Source organism: Nonomuraea sp. NBC_00507 (assembly GCF_036013525.1).
In the GTDB taxonomy this organism is placed as follows: domain Bacteria; phylum Actinomycetota; class Actinomycetes; order Streptosporangiales; family Streptosporangiaceae; genus Nonomuraea.
Window position 1 is genome coordinate 6,359,121 of the sequence record NZ_CP107853.1, and the last position, 12,759, is coordinate 6,371,879.

Annotated in this window: 11 protein-coding genes; 6 read left to right on the forward strand and 5 right to left on the reverse strand. The window is 68.7% G+C overall.

Annotated elements, in window-relative coordinates; all coding sequences use genetic code 11:
- Positions 1–94 precede the first annotated feature (94 nt).
- Positions 95–1,573 carry an arabinosylfuranosidase ArfA gene (arfA, locus tag OHA25_RS30745; RefSeq protein WP_327580444.1) on the forward strand — a complete coding sequence of 493 codons (1,479 nt, stop codon included), beginning with the start codon at positions 95–97 and terminating at the stop codon, positions 1,571–1,573.
- A gap of 69 nt (positions 1,574–1,642) precedes the next feature.
- Positions 1,643–2,296, forward strand: a complete 654-nt coding sequence (locus tag OHA25_RS30750; RefSeq protein ID WP_327580445.1) for a hypothetical protein — start codon at positions 1,643–1,645, stop codon at positions 2,294–2,296.
- A gap of 49 nt (positions 2,297–2,345) precedes the next feature.
- Here the strand turns inward: OHA25_RS30750 and polX are convergent, their stop codons facing one another.
- The 4 genes from polX to OHA25_RS30770 all read right to left on the reverse strand — a co-directional run bounded on the left by polX (position 2,346) and on the right by OHA25_RS30770 (position 7,713).
- Complete coding sequence (polX, locus tag OHA25_RS30755; protein WP_327580446.1) at positions 2,346–4,064, reverse strand: DNA polymerase/3'-5' exonuclease PolX; 1,719 nt, start codon at positions 4,062–4,064, stop codon at positions 2,346–2,348.
- Between the two features lie 60 nt (positions 4,065–4,124).
- Complete coding sequence (locus tag OHA25_RS30760; protein WP_327580447.1) at positions 4,125–6,563, reverse strand: PEP/pyruvate-binding domain-containing protein; 2,439 nt, start codon at positions 6,561–6,563, stop codon at positions 4,125–4,127.
- Positions 6,541–6,999 carry a MarR family winged helix-turn-helix transcriptional regulator gene (locus tag OHA25_RS30765; protein WP_327580448.1) on the reverse strand — a complete coding sequence of 153 codons (459 nt, stop codon included), beginning with the start codon at positions 6,997–6,999 and terminating at the stop codon, positions 6,541–6,543. Before OHA25_RS30765 ends, OHA25_RS30760 begins: the two co-directional genes overlap by 23 nt.
- Before the next feature lie 132 nt (positions 7,000–7,131).
- Entirely contained in the window at positions 7,132–7,713 is a 582-nt protein-coding gene (locus tag OHA25_RS30770; RefSeq protein ID WP_327580449.1) for a TetR/AcrR family transcriptional regulator, read from the reverse strand.
- Positions 7,714–7,799: 86 nt separating this feature from the next.
- On the opposite strand from OHA25_RS30770, the gene OHA25_RS30775 reads away from it, so the two are divergent.
- The 3 genes from OHA25_RS30775 (at position 7,800) to OHA25_RS30785 (ending at position 11,255) form a co-directional block, all read left to right on the forward strand.
- Entirely contained in the window at positions 7,800–8,990 is a 1,191-nt protein-coding gene (locus OHA25_RS30775) for a cytochrome P450 (RefSeq protein ID WP_327580450.1), read from the forward strand.
- A gap of 108 nt (positions 8,991–9,098) precedes the next feature.
- Positions 9,099–10,385, forward strand: coding sequence for a choice-of-anchor A family protein (locus OHA25_RS30780; RefSeq protein WP_327580451.1), 1,287 nt, complete (start codon positions 9,099–9,101; stop codon positions 10,383–10,385).
- A 111-nt stretch (positions 10,386–10,496) separates the two neighbouring features.
- Positions 10,497–11,255: an SAM-dependent methyltransferase gene (locus tag OHA25_RS30785; protein ID WP_327580452.1), complete on the forward strand. Its 759-nt coding sequence runs from the start codon at positions 10,497–10,499 to the stop codon at positions 11,253–11,255.
- An 81-nt stretch (positions 11,256–11,336) separates the two neighbouring features.
- Here the strand turns inward: OHA25_RS30785 and OHA25_RS30790 are convergent, their stop codons facing one another.
- Complete coding sequence (locus OHA25_RS30790; protein ID WP_327580453.1) at positions 11,337–11,879, reverse strand: TIGR03086 family metal-binding protein; 543 nt, start codon at positions 11,877–11,879, stop codon at positions 11,337–11,339.
- Between OHA25_RS30790 and OHA25_RS30795 the strand changes: the two genes are divergently transcribed.
- A complete protein-coding gene (locus tag OHA25_RS30795) occupies positions 11,878–12,705 on the forward strand; it encodes a helix-turn-helix domain-containing protein (protein WP_327580454.1) in 828 nt (275 codons plus the stop codon). The genes OHA25_RS30790 and OHA25_RS30795 overlap by 2 nt on opposite strands.
- Positions 12,706–12,759: the final 54 nt, after the last annotated feature.

The window sequence follows — 12,759 nt, forward strand, 5'->3', positions numbered from 1 at the left end:
CAGCCAGATTTCCAACGATAGAACAATGGCCATTTACAACGTTGCATACGACGTTGTAGAAGTGGTGGGACCCGCACGCGTGAGGAGCCGCCCTGTGAAGAACGCACGACTGACCCTCGATCCGGCCTTCGAGATCGCTCCCGTGAACCGGCGGCTGTTCGGCTCATTCGTGGAGCACATGGGCCGCTGCGTCTACACCGGGATCTTCGAGCCGGGACACCCGCGCGCCGACGAGCACGGCTTCCGCACCGACGTCCTGGAGCTGACCCGCGAAATGGGCGTCAGCGTGGTGCGTTACCCGGGCGGCAACTTCGTCTCCGGCTACCGCTGGGAGGACGGCGTCGGCCCCGACCGGCCCACCCGGCTCGACCTGGCCTGGCGGCAGATCGAGACGAACCGGTTCGGGCTCAACGAGTTCATGACCTGGACCAGGAGGGCCGGGGTCGAGCCGATGATGGCCGTCAACCTCGGCACCAGGGGCATCCAGGAGGCGTGCGACCTGCTGGAGTACGCCAACCACGCGTCCGGCACGCACTGGTCGGACCTGCGCGTCAAGCACGGCGTCGCGGAGCCGTACGGGATCAAGCTCTGGTGTCTGGGCAACGAGATGGACGGGCCCTGGCAGATCGGGCACAAGACCGCGGAGGAGTACGGCCGGCTGGCCAACGAGACCGCCAGGGCCATGCGCCTGGTGGACCCGGGGGTCGAGCTGGTGTTGTGCGGCAGTTCCAACAGCCAGATGCCGACGTTCGGGGCGTGGGAGGCGACCGTGCTGGAGCACGCCTACGACGCGGTCGACTACCTCTCGCTGCACGCCTACTACGAGGAGAACGGCGACCTCGACAGCTTCCTCGCGGCGGCGGTCGACATGGACCGCTTCATCTCGTCGGTGGTCGCGACCGCCGACCACGTCCGGGCCAAGCTGCGCAGGAACAAGTCGATCAAGTTGTCGTTCGACGAGTGGAACGTCTGGAACCAGTCCCGCTTCGAAGGACGTGAGCAGGGCGACTTCGACGAGGCGCCCGAGCTCATCGAGGACACCTTCACGGCCGCCGACGCCGTGGTGGTCGGTGACTTCCTCATCACGCTGCTGCGCCACGCCGACCGGGTGAGCGTGGCCTGCCAGGCGCAGCTGGCCAACATCATCGCGCCGATCCGCACCTCACCAGGAGGTCCGGCCTGGCGGCAGACGATCTTCCACCCGTTCGCGCTGACCGCCCGCCACGCGCGCGGCACCGTGCTGCGGGTGGAGCCGCGCTCGCCCCTGCTGGACACCTCCAGGTATGGCGAAGCGGCGCAGCTGTCCAGCGTCGCCACCCTCGACGAGGAAGGCGTGACGGTGATCGCGGTCAACCGAAGCGCCCACGAGGAGCTCGACCTGACCGCCGATCTGCGCTCCGCCGGTCCGCTCCGGGTGGCGGAGACGCACCTGCTGGCGGCCGGCGCCGACCCGCATGCGACCGAGGTGGCCGTCGTGCCCCTGGCCAACGCACGGCTCGACGGGGGAGAGCTGCGTGCCGTGCTCCCGGCCGCGTCCTGGAGCCTGATCCGTCTCACCTTCCCCAAGGACTGAGATGCCGGCGCCGGACCACTGCAAGCCGAGGTCAATTCCCGCGCAAGGAGCCCTGCTTAGCGTCGGGGTGTGTCCAAACGACTGGTTCTTCTCGGCGGCGCCACCCTCACGGCGGTCGCAAGCCTGACGCTCGCCTCCGTCAATCCCGCCTCCGCTGCTTCGGGCGCTCCTGCCGCGGCCGGGGCGCCCGCGCCCGGCAAGGTGGCGAACAAGCTGTTGCGCGCCTGGCTGGCCGCGGACCGCACGGCTGCCGCCAAGGTGGCCACCCCTGCGGCGGTGAACACGATCTTCACCTACGCCTATCGCGCCCCCGACCGTTTCGGCGGCTGCTCCGGCAACGTGTGCCGGTTCGTCCACACCAGCGTGCGGGTGCCCGGTGGGCTCGACGGCATCGCGATGGTCGTGACCGGCTCGAAGGTCACCAAGGTCTACCTGTCGCGGCACGTCGTCACGCCGTCCAAGGTGGCCGCGCACCTGCTCGCCGCCTGGAAGCGGGGCGAGCGGTACAGCGGGCTCGAGGTCGGCAGCGTGGGGGCGGTGAAGACGCTGTTCAAGGTGAAGTACGACCCGCACGGCGTCACCCACTACTTCCAGGGCTGCAGCAAGGAGCCGAAGGGCCACTCGTGCGCCTACTCCTACGACGGCGGTGCGATGGTGATGCACGTGCGCGGCTCCAAGACCACCGGCTACGAGGTCGGCTCGATCACCTACATCGCTGACTGACGGCCGGCACAACCCGCCCTTGCCCGCGGAGGGGGAGGCGCTGGCACGCCTAGCGGCTCTTGTGGAGGAAGGCGGTCAGGCGGTCCCACGGCCACGTGTTGATCACGTCCTCCGCGGTGAGCCAGCCGCGCTGGGCCGTCCCGATGCCGTAGCGCATGTTGGCCAAGTGGCCGACCGCATGAGAGTCGCTGTCGACGGCGAACTTCACGCCGTACCCATGCGCCTGCCGGATCAGGTCGGCGGCCAGGTCCAGGCGGTCGGGGAAGGCGTTGATCTCCAGCGCGGTGCCGGAGCGCGCGCAGGCCTGGAAGACCTGATCCCAGTCCACCTCGATCGGCGGGCGGCGGCCGATCAGGCGGGCGCTGGGATGGCCGATGATGTGGACGTGCGGGTTCCGCGCGGCGCGTACCAGCCGCCGGGTCATCTTGGCCCGCGGCAGGTCGAAGTGGGAGTGCACCGAGGCCACGCACACGTCGAACCCGGCCAGCACGTCGGACGGCCAGTCCACCTGGCCGTCGGGGCCGATGTTGAGCTCGACGCCGTGCAGCAGCCGCAGCCCGGACGTGCCCTCGAGCGCGCGCAGCCGCTCGCGTTGCGCGAGGGCCTTGTCCAGGGTCATGCGCTGCATGTACAGGTCGGGCCCGTGGTCGGTGACGGCGTAGTAAGCGTACCCGCGTTCGGCCGCGGCGGCGACCATGTCCTCGAGCGAGGCGTGGCCGTCGGTGAGGTCGGTGTGGGTGTGCAGGTCGCCGCGCAGGTCGTCCTCGGTGACCAGCTCGGGCAGGTCTCCGGCCAGCGCGGCCTCGATCTCGCCGGTGTCCTCGCGCAGGGTCGGCGGGATCCACGGCAGGCCGAGCCGCTGGTAGACCTCCTCCTCGGTGCGGGAGACGATCTTCTCGTCGGTGACGGCGTCGAACAGGCCGTACTCCGACAGCTTGAGCTTGTGGTGCTGGGCGATCTCGCGGGTGCGGATGTTGTGCGCCTTGGCGCCGGTAAAGTACTGCACGGCGGCGCCCCACGCGTCCGGCGGCACGACGCGGAGGTCCACCTGCAGCCCCTGGTCCGTGCGGAGCGAGGTCTTCTTGTCGCCGCGCACGATGACCTCGGTCACGCACGGTAGCCCGGCAAAGGCGTCCATCAGCACCTTCGGCCGGTTGGACGTGGCCAGGACGTCGATGTCGCCGATGGTGTCCTTCATGCGGCGCAGCGACCCGGCGTAGCCGCAGCGCCGGCAGCCCCCTACGTCCTGCAGCGCCGCCACGATGTCCTCGGCCAGCGGCATGGCCACGCCGATGTGGACCCGCCGGCCCGCGTCCCGCAGCAGGGCGATGCCGTGCAGCAGGTTCTCCTCGGTCTTGGCGCCGAATCCCGGCAGGTCCCGCAGGGCGCCCGCGGCGATCGCGGACTCCAGGCTTTCCGGGGAATCCACCCCCAGGCTCTGGTGCAGCACCATCGCCCGCTTGGGGCCGAGCGCGGGGATATGAGTGAGTGCGCGGACCCCGGCGGGAATGCGGGTGCGCAGCTCCTCGAGCTTCGGCATGGTGCCGGAGCGCAGGTATTCGGCCACCTTGGCGGCGATCGACTCGCCTACGTTAGGGATCCGCCGCAGCGCGCCGGCGTCGTAGCCGGCGATGTCGTCCGGATAGGCGCCCACGGACCGGGCTGCCTTCTGGTAAACGCGGACCTTGAAATCCTCATGGCCGGTGATGGCGAGCAGATCAGCGTACTCCTCCAGCACGGCGGCCACGTCGTCGTTGGTGCGTGCCATCTCGCATCATCCCCCACACACCCCCTATCCCGAAAACGCGCCGGCTATCCGACTGAGCCGTCAGCCGTCCTCCTCCACCCGCACCGTGCCCGCGGTCCCGTCGATCGTGATCAGCTGACCCGTCTTGATCTCGTGTGTGGCGTTGCGGACGCAGATGACCGCGGGGATGCCGTACTCCCTGGCCACGGTGGGACCGTGTGCCACCGGCGAGCCCGTCTCGGTCACCAGTCCCGCCGTCGTCATGAACAACGGGGTCCAGCCAGGATCCGTCGTGGGAGCCACGAGGATCTCGCCCGGCTCGATGTGCGCGCCGGCCGGGTCGCGGATCACCCGCGCCCTGCCGGTCGCCCTGCCGGCGGCCCCTGCCATCCCGGTCAGCACCCCCTCTTCCACGGGCCCCTGCGGGGCGAGCGCCTCCACGTCGGTCCCGTCCGACAGGAGGGCTCCCGGGACGGTGTGGCGCCGCAGCTCCCGCTCGTACTCGGCGCGGCGCGCCGCGACCAGGTCCCGATGATCGGCTCCCTCGTGTACGGCGGCGCGGGCCTCGAAGAGGTCGAGGAACATGATGTCGCCGGCGCGCTCCAGCAGGCCGCGCGCGGCCAGGTCGGTTCCGATGAGCAGGAGTTGCCGCCGCGCGGCCTGGATCGCCGGCAGCCAGGCGAACTTCGCGATCTCCCGGAGCCCGGTGAGCTTGCGCGAGCGGCGCATCAGGAACGTCGCGAGCCGCCCGCGTACCGGTCGCGTGCGCCGCGCTCGCCGCGACAGCGTGTCGATCATCTGCTCCGCCTTCTGGGCGGCCTGCTCGAACCGCCGGTCGGGCGCCTGTTCGGGGTCGTCCACCCGAAGGTAGTTGGCGATCGTGGCGAAGAGGGGAGCGGGGTTCTCCTCCCAGCGGGGCATGCCGACGTCGATCTCGGCGGCCGCGCGTATGCCGTACCTGTCGAGAAAACCGGCCATCCCGATGTCGGGGAGGTCCCCCGCGTGATACCTCGCGGCGAGTTCCGCCGGCGGGGTGCCGAGGAACAGGTCGCGGTGGTCCCGCGCGTGAACCGCGATCCTCCAGAGGGCGAGGTCCATCTCCGTGGTCACGTTGTACGGCATCCCGCCGAGGACGACGTCCAGCTCGTCGTCGGCGGCGACGCCGTCGAGCAGCCCTGAGGGCGCCGTGCCGGCGATCATCCCGGCTATCAGCGGCCACACCAGCCGCATCATGCCGCGACCCATGACCGGCTTGTGGGAGTCCTCGATCACCCAGCGGAGCCGCTCGGCCGACGTGGCCGGCTCGGCCGGCGGCGTGATCTGGCGCCTGATCTCCGCCACGGCGCGATAGGCCCTGGCCCGGGCCGTGTCCGGACGCGCCAGGCTCCTGACGATGCCGGCGATCGCGCGGGGCGCCAGCCGTGCCGTCATCTTCACGGCATTGCCGAGATGGAACGGCAGGCCGGGCCGCGGGGCGAACCGCGGATCGTCCAGCATGCGCTCCACGGCGCCCTGTACCCGCGGGCCGTACACCTGGAGAGAAGTCCCCAGCCGCCTGCGCATCGACGTGTTGCGCATGAAGTCGGTCAGATCGAAGTAGAGCCGCCCGCCGATGGGGACCAGCCGAGGCAGCGGATCGCGCGGATCGATGGAGGCGCCCATCTCCGTGAACCACATGCCCGACCCCGTCTTGAGCAGCGACACCCCCATCGGCGTGGTCGGCCTGAGCATCCCTTGGATGTGGCCGAACTCGAGGTAGAGCCGCGTGTCGCCGGTGTCAGGCGGGGCCGGGAACAGGGTGGTGATCGGCCGGGACTGCAGCAGCCACAGCGTGCCGTCCGCATCGATCGCCCACTCGATGTCCTGCGGCGAGCCGAAGTGCTCTTGCAACCGCCGCCCGGCGTCCCGCAGCTCGTCGAGTTGCTCCTCGCCGACGCATCCGTCTCCGTTCGGCACGGCCGGCGCCTGGTGACCGAAGACGTAGTGGTCGGGGACGACCGTGCCCTCCACGATGGCGGTGCCCAGCCCAGGGGCGGCGTCGACGACCATCTCGGTGCGGCAGCCGCTGATCGGGTTGGCGGTGAACAGCACACCCGCGACCACGGGGTCGATCATGCGCTGGACCACCACGGCCATGGAGGCGTCCGCGACGCCCGCCGTGGCGCGGTAGGCCACAGCCCGTTCGGTGTACAGGGAGTCCCAGCACCTGCGGACCGCATCGATGAGCGCATCGGCGCCTTCGACGTTGAGATAGGTGTCCTGCTGGCCGGCGAAGCTGGCGTCCGGCAGGTCCTCGGCGGTGGCGCTGGAACGCACGGCCACGCGCCCGCCGCCGAGCCGCGCGTAGGCGGCGATCAGCTCACTCTCCGGGAGGTCTCTGGAGGTGTAGGACTCGACGGTCAGGCAGAAGCCGTCCGGAACCCGCTCACCCGCCTTGATCATCTCGCCGAGCCCGGCGGCCTTGCCACCCACGAGATCGATCATGGAAGAGTCGATCTCAGATAGATGGATGAGTTTCATCCCGTATCCTCCTCGCGGCCTCTGCGTAGATCTCCAGTGAGCGGAGGACGACCTCCCGCTCCTCCTCCGTGAAGTGATTCCAGAGCGCCATCTGCACGTCGACCCGGATCTCCAAGCTCCTGCGCAGCAGCGCTGCCCCCTTCTCGCTCTGGCGAACCCTGCGCACCCGGCGGTCCGCCTCGTCCTCGTGCCGCTCGGCCAGCCCGCGCCGGACGAGCGAGTCAACGAGGCGGCTGGTCCACGAGACCGAACGCCCGATCAGGGCGGCAAGCTCCTTGACGGTCGGTGCGGTGTCCCGGTCGAGCACCTGAAGCACGACGCGATCCAGCACCCGCAGGTCGTCCAGGTCGTCGCCCTCGTACATCCGCGTCAGCGACGGCAGCAGGTCGCGCTGCATCGAGGTGGTCACCTCGATCAGGCGTTGCCGGAAATTCATGTGCTCACCCACACTAGTTGCTACCTAGCAACTAAATTAGCCCACCGGCAGGCTTCCAGGACCGTCCACCCTTGCGCTTTTTTCAGGGATATTTGGAGCTTCGGCGGACCGCAGGCTGCAGGGAGCTCTGCGTCATCGCGGCTGAGCGGCCGCGATGACGCCCTTCACGGCCTGGTCGACCCGTGCGGCGGCCTGTTCCGGATCCGGCTGACCGGAGTCGAGCCAGGCGATCACGGCCTCGATCGTCAACGTGGGGATCAGACGGGAGGCCCACTCCAGCCAAGGACCCGCGGGGACGCGTCTGGCCAGGTTGCTCCGGGCGATCTCGGCCGAGGCCGTCGTGATCGAGTCGATCAGCTCGCGGAACTCCGGCTCCCGCGCCGCGTGATGGAACAGCAGCCGGAAGGCGTCCGGATCGGCTGCGGCGGCACGCAGCAGCGACGGAATCGAGGTCTCGTCGAAGTCGTCCTCGCCCACGGTCTCGACCAGCCGCTGGCACGCGCGATCCAGCACGGCGCGGTAAAGGTCGGCCTTCGAGTCGAAGTGCCGATACAGCAGCGCCCGCGTCAGGCTCGCCTCCCTGGCGACGTCGTCAAGGCTCGTGGCGGCATAACCGGAGCGGGCGAAGGCGTGCGTGGCCGCATCGAGAATCTGCTCCCGCCGCTCTGTCCTGCGCAGCCGGCGCACCGGTGTCTGCCCGCTGGTCGTCGTCATGTCGTCCTCTCTTGTGGAATCCATAGTCTATAAGTAGCTTTGTATACATGAAAGACTACAAAATCACGTCTACTAAGGAGTGCGGCATGACGACTGCTTTCCAGCTGCCCTTCGAACAGCCGGGACCGTTGCAGCCGGCACCACTCCTGCGCCGGCTGCAGGAACAAGGGCCGATCCACCCCATCCGCACCGCCGTCGGTGATCCGGCCTGGCTGGTCACCGGATACGAGCAGGTGCAGGCACTGCTGGACGACGACCGCCTCGGCCGCTCCCACCGCACGCCCGAAACGGCGTCCCGTACGGGCAAGTCGGCTCTCTTCGGCGGTCCGCAGGGCGGCTTCGACACCGAACAGGCCGATCACCGGCGGATGCGTGCGTTGCTGCAGCCGCACTTCTCTCCCAAGCGGATGCGGGCACTGCGCCCCCGGGTGGAGGCCCTGACCAGCGCGCTCCTGGATGAGCTGGCAGCCCAGGAGCCGCCCGCCGACCTGCACGGGGCGCTGGCGGTGCCGCTGCCGATCGCGGTGATCTGTGAGCTGCTCGGGGTCCCGTACGACGACCGGGCGCAGTTTCGCACGTGGACCCAGGCCGCGGCCGACGTCACCGATCAGGCGCGCTCCGAGCAGGGGCTGGCCGAGCTCTTCGGTTATGGCCAGCGGTTGGTGGCACGCAGGCGGCGCGAAGGCCGGATCAACGACGGCGAAACGGATGTGATCAGCCGCCTGGCCATGACCGAAGGGGTGAGCGACGACGAGGCGGCCATGATGGGCATGTTCCTCCTGTTCGCCGGCCACGAGACCACGGTCGTCGCGATCGGCATGGGTGTGCTGTGGCTCCTCGCCAACCCTGACCAGTGGCAGGCGCTCATAGCCGACCCGTCCGGGATCGACGTGGCCGTGGAGGAGATTCTGCGGGCCCCAAGGCTGGGCGGCGGTGGCATTCCCCGCTACGCCCGCACGAGCATGGAAATCGCGGGTGTGCGCATTCACGAGGGAGACCTGGTGCTGCTGGACACCGGCGCGGCCAACCACGACGCCAGGGTCTACACCGAGCCTTACCGGTTCGACATCGCTCGCCGGGAGGCCGGTCATCTCAGCTTCGGCCACGGCGCCCGATATTGCATCGGCGCCCCGCTGGCGCGGCTGGAGCTGGGCGTCGTGTTCTCCCAGCTCATCGCCCGCTTCCCCACGCTGAGCCTGGCCGTAGGCGTGGAGGAGGTGCAGGTCGACCCGCGGTTGCTCACCGCCGGGCTGACCGCACTTCCGGTGAGCTGGTGAGCGCCGTGACACCGGCACGCATGAGCCGCCCGTGAACGCGTGAAATCCGCGGATTCAGACGTTGATCAGCCAAATCCCCGGCTGAATCGAGTAAGGATCCTTCTACGAATGGTGATGGCATCTGGGCGGCTTCGCGGGGAGGCTGCGAGCTTCGTGGCAGTCCACAATCCAGGGACCTTCATCGTTCCCGGCGACACCCGGCCCAGCGCTCTCGTGGTGAACGGTTCGATCGACTTCGGCGACAGCTCGCCCTTCGGGATCGTACGAGTGCTGAACAACGGCTACGTCAAGATCGGCGACCTGGGCGGTGCAGAGGTCTCCTCAGTGGACCAGAACGGAGCTGCCGCCCTCACCCAGATCACGTCGGATGCCGGCCGCGACACGACCCCGAGGATCGAGCTGTCGGTGAGCCAGCCGGAGGATTCCGTCGGCCCCGTCCAGGTGATCGACTTCGACGCCGTCTTAGACCAATTCCGCGAGCGCAGCACCGGCCTGGCCGCGTGCCCGAACGACGTCACCCTGCTGGACGGAAACGAAATTCCCTTCCCCGACCAAGACGCCATTCCATCGGGCAGCACTGTCAAGATCCGCTTGACGCCGGGGGCTCAGAATGTGCTGAACATCAACTCGGCGACCCTCAACCACATTTCCACGCTCACGTTCCTGAATTCGCCGTCCGCCGACAGTCCGTTGCTGATCAACGTCGACACGAGCGACGTCGCTGATGAATTCACCTGGGTAGCGCCCAACATGGCGGCCATCGGCTTCGAGCAGGCGCGCTACATCCTGTGGAATTTCCCGACCGCCGACTCAATTACTCGCTCGCCCAGCGGCGCCGCGGTCGAGGGCACCATCTACGCTCCCGATGCCGACTTCCACGACGAGGGCACCTCCAACATCGAGGGCAACATCATCGTCAGTTCCCTTACCCAAAACCCGAACGGCGCCGAATACCACGACGCCTCCTTCGCCGGCGACCTGACCCCATGTACCGACCCGGCGGATCCCGAAGATGATCCGACAGACCCTAACGATCCGACCGATCCCGATGATCCGGCGGATCCCGATGATCCCACCGATCCTGACGATCCGGCGGATCCCGATGATGCGACGGACACACCGACGGTCGCTGAAACCCCCGATACCGACGACGGTGGCCGCGACGGAGACGCCGACACCGACACCGACGCCGGCGGAGCGCCGCAGGGGCACAAGCACGAGAAGCATGAGACGTACGAGGACGAGCACGAGAAGCAAAAAGAGAAGCAGGAGCAGAAGCACGCGTACAAGCTCGACAACCACGACAAGCACGCGTACAAGCACGCTAAGCACCCGCACAAGCACCGCAAGCATCCGCACCGGCACGAGAAGCCCACGCTTCACCGGTTAGCATGATCACCATGCCGTCTCCATCACGTCTCGAAGAAGCGCAACGTCTCCTTGGGCAGATGGATCCCAGGCGAGAATCAGGTGCCTGAACGGCAGCTCCCCCGGAAGGAGAACTTCATGATCGACACTGACGTGCCGCACTCCGCTCGCATCTGGAACTACTGGCTGGGTGGCAAGGACAACTACGAGGTCGACCGGATCGCGGGGGAGGAGTACAAGAAGATCTTCCCCGAGGTCGTCGAGCTCGCCCGGGCGTCCAGGGCTTTCCTTGCCCGGACCGTCACTTACCTGACCGAGGAAGCGGGCATCAGGCAGTTCCTGGACATCGGCACCGGCTTGCCGACGGTGGACAACACCCACGAGATCGCCCAGCGCATCGCCCCCGAGTCGCGGATCGTCTATGTCGACAACGACCCCCTGGTGCTGGTCCACGCCCGTGCCCTGCTGGTCGGCGCGCCGGAGGGCGCCACCGACTACATCGACGCGGACGTGCGCGACACCGAGACCATCTTGACGACCGCCGCGAAGACGCTGGACTTCGGCAAGCCCGTGGCGCTCAACCTCAGCGGCATCATGGGCCACATCGCCGACCTGGACGAGGCTTTGTCGATCGTCGCCCGGCTGATGGGCGCCTTGACGCCGGGCAGCTATCTGGCACTGAACGACGGCACGAACGTCCACAGCGCCGCGGGGGTGGAGGCCCAGGAGCAGTACAACGACAGCGGCGCCGTGGCCTACATTCAGCGCACTCCCGCGGAGATCGCACGCTTCTTCGACGGCTTGGAGCTGGTCGAGCCGGGCGTGGTGACGGTCAACCACTGGCGCTCGGACGGCCGCGAGCTCGACGCCTACGGCGGGGTCGGCCGGAAGATGTGAGCACTGTGCGGGTGCCGGGAATGACCTTCATCCGGCGGGCCGGCGCGTGGCCATGCGCGGTTCAGGCCCGCCGGACGGCCGTCACGGTGTCCAGGCTGGATCGCGGCCGATCATGCCGAGCAGGCGGTCGAACTGCGGGGCGTCGTCCGCCACGGCCACCGGCGGACCGAAGGCGCCGCGTTGCCTGCCCATCTCCACCATCTGCTCGGTGAAGTCCATAGCCTGTGAGAGCGCCGCCGGGTCCGGCTCGTACTCCTGCCCCGTGGCCCTGGCCAGGTCCCAGGCGTGCACCACCATGTCGACGAGGTACATCTGGGCCAGCGCGGTCATCGGCAGGCCCATGGCGGGGCTGGTGCCCTCCCACGCCTCGGGCCGCGACCAGGTGCTCAGCATGCGCTCCGCGCGCTCGGGGAAGTCGCCCGCGTAAGGCCCCTGCTCGATGCTCGGCCCTTTGCGACCCAGCGACTCGAACATCTCCGCCACCCACTCGAGGTGGTTGATCAGGTCCTTGACGTCGAACTTGGCGCAGGGCGTCGAGAGCCCGAACTGCTCCTGACGCACCGCGCGCACCACTCCCGTGGTCCGTTCGGCGGCGCGCGTCATCAGCGGCATCATGTCTTCCATGGCAGCCATCGTGTCCCGCCAGCCCTCGGGGCGGCTTGTAAAAACGCGACAGCGCGGCTGGGTCAACCCATATGCGGGGCTCCGGGCCTTCGATTACGTCCGGCAGGCGCCATCGCCCGAGGTTTCGGCGTATGTGGAGCACTTCTGGGTTGTCACGTGGAGCGACCTCGCCGAGCCATACGAACAGCGCATCGTCTCGCACCCCACCGTGAACCTGACCATCACCGAGGACTTCCACCAAATCGCGGGAGTGATCAAGGGAGGGTTCTCCTACACGATGCGGGGCAGCGGCCGCGCGCTCGGCACGCGTTTCCGCCCCGGCGGCTTCCGGCCGTTCCTCGGCGGCCCGGTGTCCGAGCTGACCGGCCGCTTCACGGAAATCGGCGAGATGTACGGCGCGGCGGGCGCGACCCTGGTCGAGCAGGTCGTGGCCGAACCCGACGCCAGGGCCGCCATCGCGCACGTCGAGACGTTCCTGCTGAGTCTCGGGCCGGAGCAGGATCCGCTGACGGACGAGGCCGCGGCACTCGTGGCGATGGCGGAGAACGACGTGTCCATGACCAGGGTCGATGAGCTGGCCGCCCGATCGGGGCGGTCGGTGCGCTCGCTGCAGCGGCTGTTCCGGGAGTATGTCGGCATCGGCCCCAAGTGGGTGATCCGCCGCTTCCGGCTGCACGAGGCCGCGGAGCGGGTCTACCAGGGCCTCGACCTCGCCACGCTGGCCGCCGAGCTCGGCTACACCGACCAGGCTCACTTGACGCGCGACTTCACCGCCGCGGTCGGCATGCCACCCGCGGCCTACGCCCGGCTCAGAGATCAGGCCTGAACCCCACGTCCACTGATCACGGCGACCTGGTGCCTCCACGCGGCGAAGAGCGTC

Excerpts from the sequence above, each read along its gene's own strand:
- polX (WP_327580446.1), bottom strand. The coding sequence starts at position 4,064 with ATGGCACGCACCAACGACGACGTGGCCGCCGTGCTGGAGGAGTACGCT.
- OHA25_RS30760 (WP_327580447.1), bottom strand. The coding sequence starts at position 6,563 with ATGAAACTCATCCATCTATCTGAGATCGACTCTTCCATGATCGATCTC.
- OHA25_RS30765 (WP_327580448.1), bottom strand. The coding sequence starts at position 6,999 with ATGAATTTCCGGCAACGCCTGATCGAGGTGACCACCTCGATGCAGCGC.
- OHA25_RS30770 (WP_327580449.1), bottom strand. The coding sequence starts at position 7,713 with ATGACGACGACCAGCGGGCAGACACCGGTGCGCCGGCTGCGCAGGACA.
- OHA25_RS30775 (WP_327580450.1), top strand. The coding sequence starts at position 7,800 with ATGACGACTGCTTTCCAGCTGCCCTTCGAACAGCCGGGACCGTTGCAG.
- OHA25_RS30780 (WP_327580451.1), top strand. The coding sequence starts at position 9,099 with ATGGTGATGGCATCTGGGCGGCTTCGCGGGGAGGCTGCGAGCTTCGTG.
- OHA25_RS30785 (WP_327580452.1), top strand. The coding sequence starts at position 10,497 with ATGATCGACACTGACGTGCCGCACTCCGCTCGCATCTGGAACTACTGG.
- OHA25_RS30795 (WP_327580454.1), top strand. The coding sequence starts at position 11,878 with ATGGCAGCCATCGTGTCCCGCCAGCCCTCGGGGCGGCTTGTAAAAACG.
- OHA25_RS30790 (WP_327580453.1), bottom strand. The coding sequence starts at position 11,879 with ATGGAAGACATGATGCCGCTGATGACGCGCGCCGCCGAACGGACCACG.